This window comes from Geofilum sp. OHC36d9, from assembly GCF_052400685.1.
Taxonomy (GTDB): Bacteria; Bacteroidota; Bacteroidia; order Bacteroidales; family Marinilabiliaceae; genus CAZHHH01.
Window position 1 is genome coordinate 191896 of record NZ_JBQTGJ010000002.1, and the last position, 19809, is coordinate 211704.

Below are 19809 nucleotides of genomic sequence, written 5' to 3' on the forward strand. Positions count from 1 at the left end.
GGATTTACCGCTCTACTTTAAAGACAGGCACTAAATAATAAAACCGAATGGCTATTTCAGGTAACCGTAAAACCTCACAATCGTTTCAATTCCTTTAAAAAACTGATCCAATGGAAAATTTTCATTGGGACTGTGAATGGCATCCGACTCCAACCCAAAACCCATTAACAACGATTTTAAACCAAGCACCTCCTCAAACACCGATATAATTGGGATAGACCCACCACTACGAACGGGGACCGGCATTGTTCCAAACACTTCTTCATAGGCTTTTTCAGCTGCCTGATATGCCGGCATGTCAATGGGACAAACGTAACCCTGTCCGCCATGCAATGGTGTCACATTTACTTTCACCGACTTTGGTGCGATTGCTTCAAAGTACGTTTTAAACAACCGGGCAATTTTCTCATGGTTCTGATTTGGCACCAAACGAGTTGATATTTTAGCAAAAGCTTTAGATGGTAAAACCGTCTTGGCTCCCTCTCCGGTGTAACCACCCCAAATACCGCATACATCGAACGACGGACGAATACCTGTTCGCTCATTGGTAGAATAGCCTGTCTCGCCACACAATTCGTCAACGCCGATAGATGCCTTGTAGGCTGCTTCATCATATGGTGCCTGAGCCATCAAAGCACGCTCTTCGTCAGACACATCGATCACATCATCATAAAAACCGGGAATCGTAATATGTCCGTTATCATCGGTGGTTTTAGCAATCATAGCAGCCAATACGTTAATTGGATTAGCCACAGCGCCCCCATACAAACCCGAATGCAAATCACGGCTGGGACCAGTCACTTCCACCTCCCAGTAAGCAATACCCCTAAGTCCGGTGGTAATAGAAGGAATGGCCGGACCGATAATTGAGGTGTCGGAAACCAGGATAAAATCAGCCTTCAGCAATTCCTTATTGGCTTCGCAAAAAGCCGGTAAACTAGCCGATCCAACTTCCTCTTCCCCCTCTATTAAAAATTTCACATTAACCTTCAACAAATCGTGTTTCACCAGGTACTCAAACGCTTTGGCGTGCATAAATGACTGACCTTTATCGTCATCGGCACCACGTGCATAAATCCGACCATCACGAATCTCGGGTTCAAAAGGTTCAGAATGCCACAAATCCAAAGGTTCAACAGGCATTACGTCGGCATGTCCATAAACCAAAACAGTTGGTAATAAGGGGTCGATTATCTTTTCGGCAAATACCACAGGATTGCCTTTAGTGGGCATAACCTCAGCCTTATCGGCGCCAGCCGACAACAAAATCTGCTTCCAGTAGTGCGCCACCCGACCCATGTCGTCTTTGTGCGATAATTGAGAGCTGACTGACGGAATGCGGATTAAGCCAAACAGCTCCTGCAGAAACCGATCTTTATTATCAGCTATATATTGCTGTAATTGATCCATATTATTAAGATTTATATTGTTATACTGAAATCGATAAAATTCAAATCCGGCCTTCACTTCCATGAAAAACCAGATAATATATGAGACGCAAAAAAGTAAGATTAAATGTAGTCTTCTTCACAATGAAAACCAATGATAATATTCATCTCCTAAAAATCTGTTTAAAGAAAACATGACCATTCAATAAAATGTTCATCGGGTAATAGAAACGGGATTATTCCATGTTTCAAGCACCGGCTAAAACCCACACCAAGGCATCATTCCAATTTAAGTTTCAGGAAGAAAGCGTCATTATTCTGACCAGTTATGGCACACGCAAAAAAAATGCCTTCCTGAAAGGAAAGCATTTTTTGTAAAACCCGTAAAACAGACGTTTAAGCCATATTGTGAAAAACGTTGGTAACGTCATCGTCCTCTTCAAATTTAGCCAAAAGCTTTTCTATGTCGGCCACTTGTTCCTCGTTAAGTTCTTTTGTGTCGTGTGGAATACGCTCAAATTCGGCATTCTCAATTTCGAAATCGTTCTCTTCCAGATACTTTTGAATAGGACCAAAGGCTTCGAACTCACCATAGATCATTATCATGTCATCTTCAATGAACACTTCCTGAACGCCAAAATCAATCAGCTCAAGCTCTAACTCTTCGGGGTCTACCCCTTCTTTAGCTTTCACTTTAAAGCTGCATTTATGCTCGAACATATAATCAACACTACCTGAAGTTCCAAGCGAACCATTATTTTTATTGAAATAGCTGCGAACATTGGCAACCGTTCGCGTAGGATTGTCGGTAGCCGTTTCAACTAAAATGGCAATACCATAAGGACCGTATCCTTCATAAACCACTTCTTTATAATCGGCCTGATCTTTATTGGTTGCTTTTTTTATGGCCCGCTCCACATTTTCCTTGGGCATATTGGCCGCCTTTGCATTCTGAATTAAAACACGCAAGCGAGGATTACCGACTGGTTCAGGCCCTCCGCTCTTAACAGCTATCGCAATTTCACGGCCTATTTTGGTGAATGTTTTGGCCATATTACCCCACCGTTTCAATTTTCTTGCTTTTCGGTATTCAAACGCGCGTCCCATGTATTTAATTTAAAATAAAATGATACAATCAGATAGCAAAATATTAAAACTTCTGCATTCGAAGCTTTAATATCTCTAAGCAATTATTCAATTACATTTTTCAAAGTCTGCAAATTTAATGTAGATTTTATTTTATACAGAAAATTTGCAGAAAAATATTTTATACCCCCGATGTTTACTTCTGAGAATCGGGATTTTTCAACAATTTATCGGCTTCCTCCATCTCATCATAAAATGCCTGTCCATATTTTCGTATCAAGGCATCTTTTAAAAACCGAAATACAGGCATTCCGACCTGCGCCCCCAACGCACGTGCGGCACCACAGATTGGCCATTGGTGATAATTAAGGGCTTCAAAATCGACGTATCGGGTTACCCGTATAGGATACAGATGACAGCTTATAGGTTTTTTAAAATCAATAAGCCCCTCATTATAAGCCTCCTCAATAACACACTTACACACGCCATCGTCTGTAAAAGTGGTGTAGACACACTCGCGGCCATTAATGATGGGAGTTACCTTATCACCGTCCGAATCGATTTCCCACACCCCCTTTTCATCGATAACCTGAAGGGCTTGACTGGAAAGTCGATCCTTTATTACCGGGAAAACAGATTCCAAAATTTCAGTTTCATTGTCTTCGAGCGGGGCCCCGGAATCACCTTCAACGCAGCAAGCTCCTTTACATTTGGGCACATCGCATATAAAATGGCGTTCAAAAATGTCTAGGCTAATAAGTTTGTCGTCTATTTGAACCATAAAAAATTAAATAAATTTCATATGTTTATAATTTGTTTTTCAGTTGCCATATGGAACTCGCCAGGATAATCATCCACCTGTGTGAGAAATTACCCTCATGCTCGTTTCATATTATCTGTGCAAAGATAGAAGAATATTAAACCCGATCGTAATGGGTCATTTATTATAAGGAGACTGGCATCATAAAGTTATCAAAATAAAAAACTAACAATAAAACTATCAGCCCCATTAAAAACTCAGATACAACAACATCTAAACTTTCATATGTTTATAATTTGTCTCTCAGTGGTCATATGGAACTCGCCGGAATAATCATACTTCTGTGTGTGAATCAATTCTCATGGCTCGTTTCATATGATTATATTTTGTTTTTCAGTTGCCATATGGAACTCGCCCGGATAATCATACTTCTGTGTGAGAAACAATTCCCATGGCTCGTTTCATAACAGCTAGCTGCTCCACACACATTGATGGGTTCAACGTCTGTTCATTTTGTTTATGATGTCATAGAAATTGATTTTTTTGAGTCATTCGTAAATACAAATTAGTTTTTCGTTGTTACGATTCGGATTTCCCGGGTTACATTTTGGTTTTTCGCACTTACATTTGCATTTTTCACCGTTGCTTTTCAATTTTTCCCCGCTGCAATTGCATTTTTCGTTGTTGCATCTCTATTTTTCTTCATTGCAATTGCATTTTTCCAGATTACAATTGCATTTACCCTACCCCACCTTCGGGTATGTTCATAATTCTGTGTCACAGTCATTTTTTAAGTTAATATTTTTTTTGAATCTCAATTTCAAACTGCATCTCACTCTCAACGAAGAGCTAATTAAATCAATAATTCCGTTTTTTGTATTTGTCTTAATCTATTATTGCGTATTAATGTGTTGAATTTCGTTTTTTTTTACACTTGCATCCAACACATTTTTCTTGCCATAAGCACAAAAAAAACGCATCAAGGGAAATCTCCTGATACGTTTTTGAATCAATTTGTAAAAAAACATTATTCCTCTTTGATGGGCGATAGCTTGACAGCTGCACCGCCGCCGGGTGCCAGGACAAAATCAAGAGATCCTGAATTATTCACCTCTTTTGAGGAAATGAGCACCGGATAAGGATTTGATTTGTAATCAGCACCTTTCCCATCAGAATATATTTCTGCTTTGTACTTTTTACCGGCATCTAAAAAAGACAATGGGATATTAAGTTTTCGCGCATCTTTGTTGGTGATAGCCCCCAAATACCAATCCTCACTGTCCCAATCCTTTCGAGCAATTGTTGTGTACTTTCCAATTTCTGCATTCAACACTTTTGTTGTAAACCAGTTACAAGGAACATCTTTCAAAAACTGAAACGCCGGCTGGCCCAAATAATTCTCGGGCAAATCGGAAGCCATCTGCAGCGGACTATACAAAACCACAAAAAGAGCTAGTTGTTTGGCCAAGGTTGTTTGAACCCTTGTTCCCGCAACAGTTTGATAATCGAAATTAAAAGTGCCGGGTGTAAAATCAAATGGTCCTGATAACATTCGGGTGAAAGGTAAAATAGTTGTATAGTCAGGAGGATTGCCACCATCATCAGACCATGCATCGTATTCCTGACCTCGTCCTCCCTCCTGCGTCATTAGGTTGGGATAGGTTCTTTGCAGGCCGGTTCCCTTTACAGGCTCATGATTATCAATCATAATATGATATTTAGCGGCCATTTCAATCACTTTCCGATAATGACGCACGCCATATTGCCCATCATGCCATTCTTTTCCATCCAAAAATTTATTTACATAACCAGTTTTAACCGTATTCACCCCATTTTTTTGGTAAAGCTTGAATCCGTCCTCCATTTGCCTTTCATAATTCGATATAGCCCCACCAGTTTCATGATGCCCAATTAACCGCACATTCTTAGAAGCTGCATATTGACAAACTTTTTCGATATCAAAATCCGGGTAAGGTTGTGTAAAGCTAAATGCGTTCCCATCAAAAGACCAATCACCATCCCAACCAACATTCCACCCTTCAACCAGAACCCCATCAAATCCATTTGCCGAAGCAAAGTCTATATACTTCATTGTATTTTCAGTTGTAGCGCCGTGTTTGGGTCCCTGTCCCCAGGTGTATTTCTTAAGATGCATCCCCCACCAGATACCAATATATTTTGAAGGTTTAATCCATGAAACATCCTGAACAGCACAGGGGTCATTTAAATTCAGCATTAGCTTTGATGTTGCCAACTCACCAACTGATTCTACGACAATTAAAGTTCGCCAGGGTGTTGCAAAAGGCGCTTTTGCATAAACCTTAACACCATTGGACCAGGGGACCAGTTCGCTGATGTATTGATTGTTTGAAGTTCTTCTGAGAGTCATAGAAGCATAATCAGTAAGATTGGCCTCGTGCAGAGCAAAAAATAACCCATCAGCAGTTTCGAACACGGCGGGTGTATTAATGGTATCTGTTTCTCCCATAGAAGTGCGTCTGAATAAACTTTCGTAATAGCTGTTTTCCGAATGTACCGGAATCCACCAAACATTGTGTTCATCAGCAAAAGTGAAAGACGTTTTTTCATCTTTTATAACGAGACTATCTATATTGGGCTGTTTAGGGAAAAAATACCTAAACCCCAGGCCATCGTTAAACAACCTGAAAGTCAAATCAAGTAAACGAGATTGTCCACCATCCTCCTGAAGACTGACAACCATTTCGGTATGGTTATCATCTACAAACCGACTCTCCCCCCAGGGTTGTTCCCACTGATTTGAGATTGTTTGTTTTGATACACCAATCACTTTAAAATGGCTATCCATATCTTCCATATTCAAAAATGCAAATCCCATTTTGGATGGAGTCACAATATCTTTATCATTCCTTGAAAGAGCATAAAACGCCTCTCCTTGTTTCAAGGAAAAAACCAATTGAAGATTTCCGTCAGGTGAACTAATTGTCAAATCGTCCTTTCGGCAACTTGTAAAACATGCTTCTGTCAAAAACAGAAGAAGTATGATCCTAAAAAAATGTATCACGTGAAATTATTTTAAATAAAGTTCTAAACACTAGATTATTTGCTACTTTTTAGACACAGGCTTTTTCTCTTAAAATAAATGTCTTTTAATTACAAGACTGGTTCAAAACTCTGAAGTTCCTCAACAGCCTTATCCACCTGTAAAGACACAAAATAGTAGAATATCTGGTCCAAATGCTTTTGGGCATTTAAATCTGATTTAAACTCTTTACGCAAAAGAAACAAATGATGAATCTGCTCAAACACCGATTCATTACTTGTGACGCCTGCGAATTGTTTAATTTTATCCAGATAGGTATATCCAAATTGCTGTGTTGGTTCAATAATGGTTCCTTCTCCGAAATCATTCCAGGTAACCAATTGCAGATAATCTACATCGGCCACACCAGCCTTCTGAAGAGTTGCATCCAGCGTGGCCCCATTATTATGATCAATGGTCCATCCTATTCCATCACCCCAACCACCTTCCTGATAGAAATCAATAAATCCGGGATAGGCACTTCCCATCACCACTCCTAACCCCGTGGCCCTATCATTATAAAAATTATCCAAATAGGAATTGTTCATGTACACCCAGGCATATTCGCCGTGGGCATTATCACCTGCGTCGGCAGACTCATTCCAAAGAGTAAGGAACATTGGCTTTGAATCCAAAATGTTAAATACATTAGTCCATGCCTGAGGCGTTTGCAAAGTAATGGGCCCAAATACCATTAGTAAAGGGTGATTATCGATGTAAACGTAGGAAGGTGAATTAAAAAAATTTGATTGTAAAAACCGCATATCTGTTTTAGCTGCGCTTTCGTTAGAAGCCGCCATTCCGCAGCTTACAACCTCAGACAGAGTTCGGTCTTCATAGACAATAGAAAACTTCAGCCCCACTTTATCAATAAGGTCAATCACAGCTTGTGTGTTATCATTAATAATCTGGTAATCATTAACGTCATAGGTCCCATACCAATCAAACAAAACGCCATCAAGTCCGGCATATTTCATCAAAAGAAGATGATATTCAATCACATCCTTATCGCCCGAATGATAGGGTCCAATCTGAGGATAAAAATAAGAAGCAATCTCCCGTTTCCCATCACCATCGATGATATCGGGATTCATATTGGACATTGTCCAATGCATACCCCAGGTATTGTTTGCGCTGCTTTCTTTCGTTTCGAACCACGTCATGTAATGCACAAAAATCTCTGTATTATTACTTTTTGGAAGGGTCACCGGATCATATACAATCACTTCATCATTTTGAGGAAGTGTTCTTTTTTCTTTGCTACACCCCAGCAATCCATCCAAGAAAAAACATGCAGTGCACAGGCAAATAATCAATCTCATAGCTTTAAATTCTAAGGTTAAATAAAAGCTTAAACATCCTTTACATAAAACCAATAAATCAATCCGGGAAGTAATCCCGGATTGACAATATGGCCTATTTAATAACCCGGATTTTGCTGTAACGCAGAGTTTTTATCTAACTCAGTTTGTGGGATCGGATAAATCCCTTTAAAATTTTCCGAAACCCCCTTTTCCCACCAAGGTAAGAAATAGGTACCAAAGCGAATATTGACGCTGCGACGATTCCCTTCAAAAACAAACTCACGCAATAATTCATCATTCAAAAAATTCAGGTCGATTGTTTCGGGCATTTCTGTTGTTGCTCTTCCAATAATCTCAGAAAGGAAATTTCCGGCTTTCTCAGGATTACCCAGACGCACATAACACTCTGCTTGCATCATTTGTATCTCGGCATAGCGCATCAACACCCAATCGTGATCACGTTCCCATTGTTCGCCTGCTTTCATTTCGTATTTACCCAAACGTACACCTTCGTACTTCTCTGCATTTGTAAACTTTACAATATCTTCGGTATAAATCAAAGGATCACCTGTATCCAAAATAAGTACCGAACCAGTGCGCTTATCTATTTGTTCACCTTCAATTAAAGCATTTCTTCGAATATCATTCTCGGCAAACATTGAGTAAACACCGGGCTGAGCAGATATTCCGTTGGCACTCCACTGATAGTCGCCTGTTGCTGAAATCGTCCATTTGTGGTCATAGTGTACCGACATTGAATTTAAATAGTTGCCCACCGTTCCCTCTTTTCCGTCGTAAGGAATTACCAACATATTTTCTTTCGACACTTGATTCTCTGTCAGGAAATTAGTAAAGTAGTCAGGTTCAATAATGTATCCTGTCACTTTTTCACATTGCTCAATGCAATCTGACCAACGAGCCTGTCCAATATAGACTTCTGAATTAATATATAAACGAGCCAACAGACCATGCACTACACTTTGGGAAAAACGACCATAAATAGGCGTTTTAGAAAGATAAGGAAGAGCCTCCGTAAATTCTGTTTCAACAAAACTGTACACATCAGAACGCGGAGAAGTAGATACAGGATCAGTAGCCCCAAAATCTACGTTTAAAGGGACATTACCGAACATATCTAACAACTGAAGGTAATAATAGGCTCTAATACTCTTTAATTCGGCCTGAATAGCCATTTTAGCATCATCAGAAAGCTCAGCCTTATTAACAATACTAATTTTTTCATTAATTTTATTAATGCCTTGATAACAGTAACGCCAGGCACTTAAAAGCATCACATTATTGGGTTCCCAGGTATGAAACTGAGCTTGCTGGTAACGCCCCCCATCATACCAGTCGGTACCCCTCGTTGGAATACAGGCTTCATCAGAGCTACACTCATTGAGAAAAAAAACATATTCGCAGGTAGGATAAGAGTTGGATACATCATCTTTAAACCCTCTTAGCGTAGCATAAGCACCTCCAACTAAAGTCTCTACTTCTCCAGCAGACATACCATAATCTTTAGATTCCACCTGACTGTACAATGTTTCATCCAGGTTGGTGCAAGAAATGGCGGAAAGCACAACTGCCAAAATAAGAAAAACAATATTTAGCTTCATAATTATATTTTTAAATTGATACTGCAAAAAACCATATGATCAACGGCGAAGCATTAACCATTGGCTAACATTAAAACGATATGTTTAAACCCAATGAAAAGGTGCGTGGCTTTGGATAATAGTTAAACATATCAATTCCCGGAGCGGATAGTCCATCAATACTAACTTCCGGATCAACCCCTGTGTATCCCGTTAGCACAAACAAATTTTCTCCTGTTAAATAAACTCGTGCTTTGGATAATCCAATTTCGCGCACCGGAATAGTATAAGCCAATGTAACGGTTTGCAAGCGGAAAAAGGAAGCATCCTCAATCCAATAACCAGAATAAACAGGCGTACTGGTAATACCACTCGTCAGAAAATCATCAGGTACATTCTTCGACGGTAAACGTGAAGGATCGTTCATTACCATGGCTGTTGCATTCAATACTTTTTGACCGAACATTCCATATGTAGAAAAAGCCGCATCAAAACTCTTGTATCGGAAATTCATTCCAAAACCAAGATTTAACTTTGGTTGAATATTTCCCAAATCTGAAGATGTTTCATCATTATTAAAAGAGCCATCCGCATTTAGGCCATGATTTTGGGGTCCCCAAAAAGTTCCTACCGCATAACCTTCAGCAATTACTTGAGAATACAAACCCGACATTCCTGGCAAACCGTGCAGGGAACCAGTATAAAAAGCGCCTCCATCTTCTGAGACAAATTTATCGTTCGATAATTTGTCAATTGTTTGTTTGTTACTGGCCAATGTAAGATTCGCATCCATTGAGAAATCGCCATTTACCAAGATGTTGCCATTTAGCGATAATTCAATCCCCTTATTGGTCATATCACCCACATTAGCAAGCATTAATGGGAAAGGGTATTCATTAGCAGGCACCGGATATTCATACAAAAGATCACTGGTATTTTTCTGATATACCTCCAATGTCCCTGTAAAACGATTCATTAAGGTAAAATCAAGGCCAATGTTAAACTGCGCTGTTTCTTCCCATTTAAGATTAGGATTGGGATTTTGAACAGTTCCATACCCCGATTTCCAGCTATCAGTTTCCCCGTTATAATAACGATCAGATGACACAGCACCCACAATTTCTAATGATTTGTACTCCCCAATACCATCCTGATTACCCGTGATGCCATAACCAACGCGTAACTTTAAATTATTCAACCATCCTGACGTGCCATCCATAAAACGCTCTTCAGATATACGCCAACCTATCGAAGCTGACGGAAACACACCCCATTTATTATTATTCCCAAACCGACTTGAGCCATCACGACGGATAGTCCCTGTTGCCATGTATTTATCAGCGAAAGTATAGTTGGCACGACCAAAGAACGATATAAGCGTAGCTTCTCCTTTATAAGAGTATGTATCATCAGCCCTAAAATCCTGACCGGCGGCTAAATTGTTATACAAAAAAAGGTCGGTATCGAATCCTCTGCGTTGCGCACCAAATCCACTATACACATTATTCAAATAGGAATACCCTCCCATTACATTAAACTTATGCTCATCAAAAGTTTTATTGTAAGTCAGGTACGTTTCTACCTGATTGTTAACATACTCACCCAACGTTTTTTGAGCATACCCTTTTTCAGATCGCCCTTCTAAAACAGCATAGGAAGGTTTGTACAAATTTCCCTTATGAGAATTATATTCATAAGATAGATTGGTAGTCGATTTGAACCCTGGTAAAAGTTCGAGCTCAGCTTTTAAGTATCCCATCAACCTATTGCGCTGATCTTTCGCTGTTCGATTGGAGTTGATCTCAACAGGGTTTTCATAAGTATTCCCCCCCACTTCGGTAAAATTACCGCTGGCATCGCGCACTGAAATCACCGGACTTAAATTATACGCTCTTTCAAAAATCCGGTAATCCAACGGCGACCACTCATCCTGACTGGCGTTTAAACCGACCTCCACTTTTAACTTGTCTTTCAAACCATATTGATAAGCAGACAAATTGGAACTCAGCCGATTTAAAGAAGATGATTTTATTACTCCTTCATTTTCAAAATAAGTGACGGATGCCCGCAAACCACTCTCTTCACTACCATTATAGAAACTGAGGGTATGAGATTGAGAAACACTTGTTTGTTCTAATTCCTTTTGCCAATCAGTATCACCTCCGTAATCAATCGCATCCCAATCTTCATTTTCGCGTACATATTGACGCCATTGATTGGCCGACAGTAAGTCTAAACGATTAGAGATAGACCCAACAGCGACATATCCCGAATATTCAATAGTTTTTCCACTATTTTCGCGATTGGTGGTAACAATAATAACACCATTTGCACCTCTGGAACCATATATGGCTGAGGCAGAAGCGTCTTTAAGTACATCAATAGATAGTATCTCAGAAGGCTGAACAGTATTAATGTCTACGCCTGGTATTCCATCTACTACTATTAAAGGATTGTTCCCGGCAGCAATGGAGGTTCCTCCCCGCAAACGAACGGTTGAGCCCGAGGCAGGATCCCCGGAACCTTGTACCACGGATAAACCAGCGACTCTGCCTTGCAGCACCTGTTCAGTGGAAGAAATAACGCCAGTTCGTAATTTATCGGACGAAACAGATGAAATAGCTCCTGTTAAATCTGATTTACGCATGGTGCCATAACCAATGGCCACAACTACAGCTTCGTCCAATGCTACAACACTGGGAATCATTCTAATAACCAGCGGAAATGCACTACTATCATCAATCATAATTGATTGAGATTCGTAACTAATAAACGAAACACCAATGGAACTGCCAGTTGGAACTTCAAGGCTAAACGAACCATCCCTTCCGGTAATAATACCAGTGGTTGTTCCTTCAACAATAACAGAAGCGCCAGGTAATGGCTCACCTGTTTCATCACTAACAATACCAGAAACAGAAATTGAGGCTTGCTGGGCAAACCCTCCCAAACTAAACAAACAAAACCCGCAAATAAGGACTATAACCTTTAGAAGGGATTGGGATTTTAAATTATATGGAATATTCATAAAATCTTATTTTTTAAATTTACCATTACACGTTGTTTTTAGACCAGTACTTACTTGTCGACATTCACCAACGTAATGTCAGTATCACTAATGGTACGATCATTATTATCTTTTACCAATACGTGAATTTTAGAGAGATTAGATATTTCCTTTAACTCGGTTGCTAAATCAATAAATCCCTTTATTTCATCCACTCCGCCCCTAAATTCACCTGCAATTTCTTTGGATCCTGCTGTAATTGTGTATGCCAAACTGGTAACGCCCCGTTCGTTATGCACACGGATAATACCTAATATATCTTTCTGACTAATTTTGAGGGGAAATAAATTAAAGACTGGGGATGGAGGGGGCACTACATTAGCGGCAAATAGCTTCTGATCTCCGGAAGTTTTACCCCAGTCGCCATTTACAAAATTCACAAACAGAAAAGTCATGTTTTCCATCACATAATCCTCGGGCGCATTGAAATATGTCTTAGGAATCATATCCATTTTATAAAAGCCATTACCCAAGTCTTTCAATTTTGTTTTTTCAACCACCTCAGGTATCCAAGCCTGAAATTCCTGAAGGATTTCCCAGTCATTCAATCCACTATGAATGTGAACTGTTGATGACTGATCCCAATCAGCAATAAGATTGGAATTAAACAGGATACTCAAGGGAGAATCAATGTATGGCTTCTCGGGAAATGATTGTATAAGCTCTTCGGCCGTGTAAAAATCAGAAAATGGCGTATAGCTGACGCTAGCGACCCCTGACTGCTTAGAGCCATCTTTATTTTTTAAACGGAGCCAGAAACCGGCACTGGCAGCTATGTCTTCTGCCGATACGCCAAAATACTCTGTTGGGATTAAATCAAAACGCCAAATAGAATTACCTTCATAAGAAAGCTTTGCATAATCGGAAGAGTTCTCCCAATTACCAGCATCCGGCTCCGATGGAGACCATATCCAAAGGTATACATCTTCATCTTCTGCGAAAGTCGTCCCCGCCAGATCGAAATACCAGGACACCTGTTCGGTATATTGATATACAGCAGGATAGCTCCATATCTTCGCAATTTCCCCAGCCTCCTCTGTTTGGGCATACAAAACAGATGGCAAAAATATAAGTACAATAAAACTATAAATAAATGTTTTCATAAAATGTAGAATTTTAGTTTGCCTTAGACAACTTAAACAGGTAGGATGCAAATGCAACATCATTAGAAGTTCTAACTAATTGAATTTGCATTTCTTGCGATGATCCCGGAACAGCAATAATCCTAAGTTGATCGGTCATTTCTTGTTTGCTGGCATCATCAAAAAGGTTTATGCGGACAGCCGTTAAATCGGAATTGACAAAATCGGAGGTCAGACTCCAATAACCCGTCGGTGAAAACAATGGCGGCACATCGCCGGTTACCTCATATGTGGTTGGTTGATTTTCATCATCTACATTCAGTTGTAGTAAAAAATCACTGTAGTTAAACCAGCTGGAAAGATCTTCCTCAATAAGCGATAAATCATTCGCTTTGGCAATTTCATCCACATAGGTTAATTTGTCAAGGCTCCACATTCCATTAATCTTTTCGTAAATAGTAATTGGAGCTACGTAACTACCATCCTCTGTTTTGGAGCATCCTTCAAGTTGAAGCAGAACAAAACAAAACAGGACATAAATACTTGTTTTTTTCATAATCATTTTTGGATTTCGTTTATAGAGATTATCAATGAAATACACACAAGCAAAGCTATACCACCAACTAAGAGAAAAGAAGTTATACAGCTAAAATCTAGATTTCCAAAAACGAAAAAACAACGTAAAAAACTATATATCAGAGCACTCAAAAATTAACAATTATCTACAAATCAAGATCCTTTATAGACATAACGAACACTTTTTAATCGATACACTTACTTTTTAACATATAGAAACATCATTTTTTTCACAACAGCCAAGCTCCACATGTTTTTATAAATTACGATTGACTGTGGTCAACCAATTTTATAAACCCATATATTCAGCAAACGAATAACAAAAGAAAACGTATAGAGAGTATAACAGTATGTTTTAATACAGCCCAATCGAGTTAACCGTGGTACACAGAAAATGCTTGAAAAAATTAAGATGAAGGTATTAAAGGATAGTTTTTATTTCCATAATTTTATCCTCGAACTGATCGCGATATAACGATTTACTTTTAACTTTAGTTTTGTAGGTATAAATAGTAGTGACCGAGAAATTAAGAAATTTTGCAATTTTCTCACTATCATGAATTCCTAACCGTATCAAAGCAAAGATTCGTAATTCAGAATTCAGAAGATCGTCCTTCTTCAAAACAATTCGATCCTTTTCCGGAAACAGCAAATTAAATTCCTTAATAAAATTTGGAAAGAGCTTGAGAAAAATCTGATCAAAAGTTCGAAAAAGCAACTCCCTCTCTTTTTTCAGATTGGTATTTTTGAGAATAGGCAATAATTCGTCATATTGCCTGGAGACTATTTTTCGATAAATACTCTTCTGAAAGGCATCAATCTTTTCAATATACTCTGAATTGGTATTAAAAAAATAACCAATATATTCTTCTTTTATCTGATTAGCCTCAACGAGATTGGTATTGATGTTATTAAGATGATCGTTAGTACTCTGCAATATCTTTTTAACTTTATTGATTCTGCCCAATTGTCTGTAAATAATAACCGAAAAGGTAATAACCAACAACGAAAGTATTGTTAGTGCTACAATAAAAACTATAAGCTTTTGTTTTTGAGCCTCCACAACAACCAGACGCTCTCCTTCAATAATTGGGAGAATGGTTGCTATCTCAATTTTACGCTGACGCGCATTATAAAAAGTCGCATCTTCAAGTGCAAGCACAATATAACGGTAAGCCCTTTTTTTGTCCCCTTTTTGAAATAATAAATTTGCAAGATTCCGTAAAGCAACAGTTTCCTTCGTAGCTGTTTTAATATCAGCAATAGCAGCCTTGATCATAAACTCTATGGCGCTGTCAGGATAGTTGGTCACAGAATAAATATAACCAAGACTTGAGGTGGCTATGGCGTAATGATGACGAGGCAAATCAAAATTTTTCATCCAAAATTCAAAAGCATATTTAGCTCCACTCCAATCAGCAAGTTTCATGCGACGAAGACTTTCAATTGCCCAAAAATCATTCGTATTCTCTGGAACAAAAACCAAGGCGCTGTCCAAATAAGCATTCCCAATTGAAATATAAATATTCGAAAAAATTGGATCCTGATTATAATCTGCCAAATCGTAATAAGAACGGCCTATCACCGAATAAAACTCCCACTTAACAGAGTCGGGCATTGATTTAGCAGAAAGGCTTGATAAAGTATCTATCGCCTCTTTAAACAAACCAGACGATAATAAAACAAAACCTTGTTTTATTTTTGAATATATAAGCAGATCAGTATTCTGTATTTGAATGGCCTTTTGATTCGCCATTTCAATGTAAAAAAAAGCAGAATCATAGACAAACGATTGATATTCGTAAGATAGCTCTAGAAAAGATTGATATTCCTGCTGCTTTTTAGAGTCTTTTGAATAAAGATGAAGTTTTTCTTTTAAAGAATCGATACGATTCATTTTCTCTTGCGTGTATAACTCTCTCTTCCCAATTGCATTCTCCAACTCCTCAAGCTGGGAATCAAGAGTTGCCCCCTCAACAATCAGTACTTGAATAAAAAAAAAGAATACAAATAAGGAACGCATAAAACACTATAATTATCGCAATTGCATATTCATCAACCGAGTAAAATAAACGAAAAACAGCATCGCTTTTAAATTCATAATTGATATGAAATAAACCCTCAAAAAAAGAGAAATTCTAATGATGGCTAAATATAGAAATGTTTCAGCGTTATTAACGTCTATTGACATTATTTTAACAATTTATTCTCTACAATGAAAAATCAATTTCCTTAAAAAAATCAAATAAATATCTGTAAAAAAAACTTATTAGAGCAGATTATTTTGAGTCACAGAATACTTACGATAAAAGTGTAAAAAAACGGCAGTTTACTAACGAAACTGCCGTTTTTTATAAATAGTATTTAATATTTATTTAATGCCAATCAAAGACACGCCAGTCATCTCAGCCGGCTGGGGCACGCCCATAATTTTAAGTATTGAAGGCGCCACATCGGCAAGAATACCATCTTTCACTTCACCTTTACGCTCAGTAATCCATATAAAAGGCACGGGATTAAGAGAGTGAGCCGTATTCGGAGAGCCGTCCGCATTCACAGCAAAATCAGCATTTCCATGGTCGGCAATAATAATCGCTTCATAACCATTTGCCTTAGCCGTTTCAACAACCTCTTTAAGACATTCATCAACAGCCTTTACCGCCTTCTGAATGGCTTCATAAACACCAGTATGCCCCACCATATCGCCATTGGCAAAATTCAACGCCACGAAATCAAATTTCTTTTTATTCAACTCGGCAACTATAGCATCTTTGACCTTGTAAGCACTCATTTCGGGCTGCAAGTCGTACGTTGCCACTTTGGGCGAATTAACCAGAATACGCTCCTCTTTTTCAAAAACAGCTTCACGCCCACCGGAAAAGAAAAAGGTAACATGAGCATATTTTTCAGTTTCGGCAATACGCAACTGAGCCAGCCCGTTAGCAGCCACCACTTCACCAATGGTATTATTCACATTGTCTTTATCGAACAAGATGTGCATTCCTTTAAAGGTGGCATCGTAAGGCGTCATGGTACAATAATGCAAAGGAATGGTCTTCATGCCGTGTTCCGGCATATCCTGCTGCGTCAACGCCACCGTGATTTCACGGGCACGATCGTTACGGAAGTTAAAGAAAATAACAACATCGCCTTCGCTGATAAGTCCCACAGGCTTGCCATTATCATCTACATTTACAATTGGTTTGATAAATTCGTCGGTGATATCATTGTCATAGGAATTCTGAATGGCAGCAACAACATCTCTGGTTTTATCCCCTGCGCCATTCACCATCACATCATAAGCCAGTTTCACACGTTCCCAACGTTTATCGCGGTCCATGGCATAGTAACGTCCAACAACCGAGGCAACTTTAGCATTATTTTTGCTGATATGATTAAGCAATTCGGACATGTAGCCTTTTCCACTTTTCGGGTCGGTATCGCGGCCATCCATAAAAGCATGAATAAACACGTTTTCCAGTCCTGCTTCAGTGGCCAAATCGGTTAATTTATAAAGATGGTCCTGTTGACTGTGCACACCACCTTTGGATACGAGTCCCAAAAAATGGACCTGCTTATTATTTTTTTTGGCATAATCGAAAGCTTCAACCAAAGCGGGATTTTTAGCAATCGAATTATCCCTGATAGCCAAATTTATTTTGACCAAATCCTGAAAAACAATACGACCTGCGCCGATATTAAGGTGTCCAACTTCAGAGTTGCCCATCTGACCATCGGGTAAGCCCACGTTTTCGCCCGAAGCCTGCAACTTAGCGTTGGGATAATTAGCCAACAAACTGTCAAAATAAGGTGTAGCCGTTTGAGCGATAACATCCGATTTAGACTTATCACCGTAGCCCCAGCCATCAAGAATTACGAGTATGGTTTTTTTGTCCATTATGTATTATAATTATTTATTTATTGCTTAAACAAGAAATGGCAGATTTAGTTTTCCCATCGCTACCAATAAAAACCGGCAGGAAGAAGAAAATCAAAGGCCAACAGGTCAAAAATACCGAAAATTGAGCAAATCACCCCACCAAAAATGTTAATACAATATAAATCGGGCAGCAAAGTATGATCAGATACAATCTTAATAAACACAAAAAAAAGGCCGGTAAAAACCGACCTTTTTTTTGTGGTACCACCTGGAATCGAACCAGGGACACACGGATTTTCAGTCCGTTGCTCTACCGACTGAGCTATGGTACCATGGGCATTATTTTTACTAATAAGGTGTAAAAACAACAAAAACCCACATTCAATTAACCCTTAAAATCCTTCAGGCAATAACCCTTCAAATATTACCATGAAATCAGTCAAATATGCCGAAACCTTCAAAAACGGCTGACTGGTGGTACCACCTGGAATCGAACCAGGGACACACGGATTTTCAGTCCGTTGCTCTACCGACTGAGCTATGGTACCGTTTTTTAACGCGGTGCAAATATACGGAAAGATTTCTTTCTTCAAAATTCAAGCTAAAAATTTATTACCATATTTCAGCACTTACCTGCTGCGACCATCATCTACTTCACACACAATCAAAATATTAATCAGCCTCAAATTTGCAGCAATTTTACCACTTAAAAACCCGCCATCAGAAACAAATCCGTTATGTTTTTGTACTTTTGTGCCAATTTATATAAAATTGAATGGAATTATTTACACATACGTTACCCAACGGCATACGCATTATTCACCACCCCATAGACTCACCGGTAGGCCATTGCGGTCTGCTCATAAATACCGGCTCGCGCGACGAAAAGGAAAACCAACATGGAATGGCTCACTTTATAGAGCATGTCATTTTCAAAGGGACCCAGAAGCGTAAAACGTATCACATACTCAGTCGTATTGATGATGTTGGCGGGGAGTTAAACGCATACACCACAAAAGAGGAAACCTGCATTTACGCCACCTTTCTGCGTCAGGATTTTGAACGCGCTGTAGAATTACTGCACGATATTTCATTCAACTCTATCTTTCCCGAAAAAGAGCTGGAGAAAGAAAAAGAAGTCATTATTGACGAAATCAACTCTTACAAAGACAATCCTTCAGAACTGATCATTGACGATTTCGAAGAGTTGATTTTTAAAGACGACCCCATGGGGCGCAACATTTTGGGAACCGCCGAAACCATCAGCCGTTTTGGCAGAGACGACATCCACCATTTTATCAAAAACAATTACCACACAGACCAGATGGTAGTTTGTACGGTTGGGAAAATTACACCTGAAAAAATCATTAAAATCATCAGTCGATACTTTGGTGACGTTGAGGCCAACTTACGCCAGACATCACGACCGGCCACGCTAACTTACCAGCCACAGCACAAAGACAAAGTGATGGACACTTTTCAGACGCACACCGTTATTGGCAATATCGCATACGATCTAAGTCATCCACGCCGACCTGGCCTGTTGTTGCTAAGCAACCTACTAGGTGGTCCCGGCATGAACAGTCGTCTGAACATGTCGTTACGTGAAAAGAACGGCATCGCCTATAACATCGAATCGATCTACTCACCCTATTTTGGCACCGGGGTCTTTTGTATCTATTTTGGAACCGATGAAGAAAACCTCAACCGCAGCCTCAAAATTGTGCAACGCGAGATGAAAAGACTTCGCGATTCAAAACTGGGCAAGTTACAGTTGCACAACGCTCAGAGACAGCTTAAAGGACAAATCACCGTCGCCAACGAAAACAAGGAAAACCTGATGTTAGCTATTGGTAAAAGCTATTTATTATACAACAAAGTAGACACCCTTCCGCAAATATACGCCCAGATAGATGCGGTAACTTCTGAGTGCCTGATGGAAATTGCCAACGAAATACTGAATCCGGATCAACTATCCTATCTGATATACCGCCAAAGCTAAAATAA

Annotated in this window: 12 protein-coding genes and 2 tRNA genes; 1 reads left to right on the top strand and 13 read right to left on the bottom strand. The window is 39.2% G+C overall.

All coding sequences use genetic code 11. From position 1 onward, the window contains the following. Positions 1 to 51 precede the first annotated feature (51 nt). From ACT3CD_RS03615 to ACT3CD_RS03675, 13 genes are all read right to left on the bottom strand, one after another. A complete protein-coding gene (locus ACT3CD_RS03615; RefSeq protein ID WP_444643033.1) occupies positions 52 to 1410 on the bottom strand; it encodes a dipeptidase in 1359 nt (452 codons plus the stop codon). 374 nt (positions 1411 to 1784) lie between these two features. Beyond that, complete coding sequence (locus tag ACT3CD_RS03620) at positions 1785 to 2495, bottom strand: YebC/PmpR family DNA-binding transcriptional regulator (protein WP_444643035.1); 711 nt, start codon at positions 2493 to 2495, stop codon at positions 1785 to 1787. 175 nt (positions 2496 to 2670) lie between these two features. Continuing rightward, a complete protein-coding gene (locus tag ACT3CD_RS03625) occupies positions 2671 to 3255 on the bottom strand; it encodes a DUF3109 family protein (protein WP_444643037.1) in 585 nt (194 codons plus the stop codon). Between the two features lie 1006 nt (positions 3256 to 4261). Continuing rightward, positions 4262 to 6277: a glycoside hydrolase family 97 protein gene (locus tag ACT3CD_RS03630; protein WP_444643039.1), complete on the bottom strand. Its 2016-nt coding sequence runs from the start codon at positions 6275 to 6277 to the stop codon at positions 4262 to 4264. Positions 6278 to 6366: 89 nt separating this feature from the next. Further along, positions 6367 to 7617 carry a glycoside hydrolase family 71/99-like protein gene (locus tag ACT3CD_RS03635; protein ID WP_444643041.1) on the bottom strand — a complete coding sequence of 417 codons (1251 nt, stop codon included), beginning with the start codon at positions 7615 to 7617 and terminating at the stop codon, positions 6367 to 6369. A gap of 98 nt (positions 7618 to 7715) precedes the next feature. Then, entirely contained in the window at positions 7716 to 9218 is a 1503-nt protein-coding gene (locus ACT3CD_RS03640) for a RagB/SusD family nutrient uptake outer membrane protein (protein ID WP_444643043.1), read from the bottom strand. A gap of 70 nt (positions 9219 to 9288) precedes the next feature. Next, complete coding sequence (locus ACT3CD_RS03645; protein WP_444643045.1) at positions 9289 to 12225, bottom strand: SusC/RagA family TonB-linked outer membrane protein; 2937 nt, start codon at positions 12223 to 12225, stop codon at positions 9289 to 9291. 50 nt (positions 12226 to 12275) lie between these two features. Beyond that, positions 12276 to 13367 (bottom strand): hypothetical protein, encoded by a 1092-nt coding sequence (locus tag ACT3CD_RS03650; RefSeq protein ID WP_444643047.1) that lies wholly within the window; start codon positions 13365 to 13367, stop codon positions 12276 to 12278. A gap of 13 nt (positions 13368 to 13380) precedes the next feature. Continuing rightward, entirely contained in the window at positions 13381 to 13902 is a 522-nt protein-coding gene (locus ACT3CD_RS03655; protein WP_444643048.1) for a DUF5004 domain-containing protein, read from the bottom strand. A gap of 441 nt (positions 13903 to 14343) precedes the next feature. Next, a complete protein-coding gene (locus tag ACT3CD_RS03660; RefSeq protein ID WP_444643050.1) occupies positions 14344 to 15945 on the bottom strand; it encodes a DUF6377 domain-containing protein in 1602 nt (533 codons plus the stop codon). A gap of 348 nt (positions 15946 to 16293) precedes the next feature. Further along, positions 16294 to 17820, bottom strand: a complete 1527-nt coding sequence (gene gpmI / locus ACT3CD_RS03665; RefSeq protein ID WP_444643052.1) for a 2,3-bisphosphoglycerate-independent phosphoglycerate mutase — start codon at positions 17818 to 17820, stop codon at positions 16294 to 16296. A 241-nt stretch (positions 17821 to 18061) separates the two neighbouring features. Then, positions 18062 to 18134, bottom strand: a tRNA-Phe gene (locus tag ACT3CD_RS03670). 140 nt (positions 18135 to 18274) lie between these two features. Continuing rightward, positions 18275 to 18350: transfer RNA gene (locus ACT3CD_RS03675), tRNA-Phe, on the bottom strand. Between the two features lie 227 nt (positions 18351 to 18577). On the opposite strand from ACT3CD_RS03675, the gene ACT3CD_RS03680 reads away from it, so the two are divergent. Beyond that, on the top strand, positions 18578 to 19804 hold the full coding sequence (locus ACT3CD_RS03680) for a M16 family metallopeptidase (protein WP_444643054.1): 1227 nt from the start codon (positions 18578 to 18580) through the stop codon (positions 19802 to 19804). Positions 19805 to 19809: the final 5 nt, after the last annotated feature.

Excerpts from the sequence above, each read along its gene's own strand:
- ACT3CD_RS03615 (WP_444643033.1), bottom strand. The coding sequence starts at position 1,410 with ATGGATCAATTACAGCAATATATAGCTGATAATAAAGATCGGTTTCTG.
- ACT3CD_RS03620 (WP_444643035.1), bottom strand. The coding sequence starts at position 2,495 with ATGGGACGCGCGTTTGAATACCGAAAAGCAAGAAAATTGAAACGGTGG.
- ACT3CD_RS03625 (WP_444643037.1), bottom strand. The coding sequence starts at position 3,255 with ATGGTTCAAATAGACGACAAACTTATTAGCCTAGACATTTTTGAACGC.
- ACT3CD_RS03635 (WP_444643041.1), bottom strand. The coding sequence starts at position 7,617 with ATGAGATTGATTATTTGCCTGTGCACTGCATGTTTTTTCTTGGATGGA.
- ACT3CD_RS03640 (WP_444643043.1), bottom strand. The coding sequence starts at position 9,218 with ATGAAGCTAAATATTGTTTTTCTTATTTTGGCAGTTGTGCTTTCCGCC.
- ACT3CD_RS03645 (WP_444643045.1), bottom strand. The coding sequence starts at position 12,225 with ATGAATATTCCATATAATTTAAAATCCCAATCCCTTCTAAAGGTTATA.
- ACT3CD_RS03650 (WP_444643047.1), bottom strand. The coding sequence starts at position 13,367 with ATGAAAACATTTATTTATAGTTTTATTGTACTTATATTTTTGCCATCT.
- ACT3CD_RS03655 (WP_444643048.1), bottom strand. The coding sequence starts at position 13,902 with ATGAAAAAAACAAGTATTTATGTCCTGTTTTGTTTTGTTCTGCTTCAA.
- ACT3CD_RS03660 (WP_444643050.1), bottom strand. The coding sequence starts at position 15,945 with ATGCGTTCCTTATTTGTATTCTTTTTTTTTATTCAAGTACTGATTGTT.
- gpmI (WP_444643052.1), bottom strand. The coding sequence starts at position 17,820 with ATGGACAAAAAAACCATACTCGTAATTCTTGATGGCTGGGGCTACGGT.
- ACT3CD_RS03680 (WP_444643054.1), top strand. The coding sequence starts at position 18,578 with ATGGAATTATTTACACATACGTTACCCAACGGCATACGCATTATTCAC.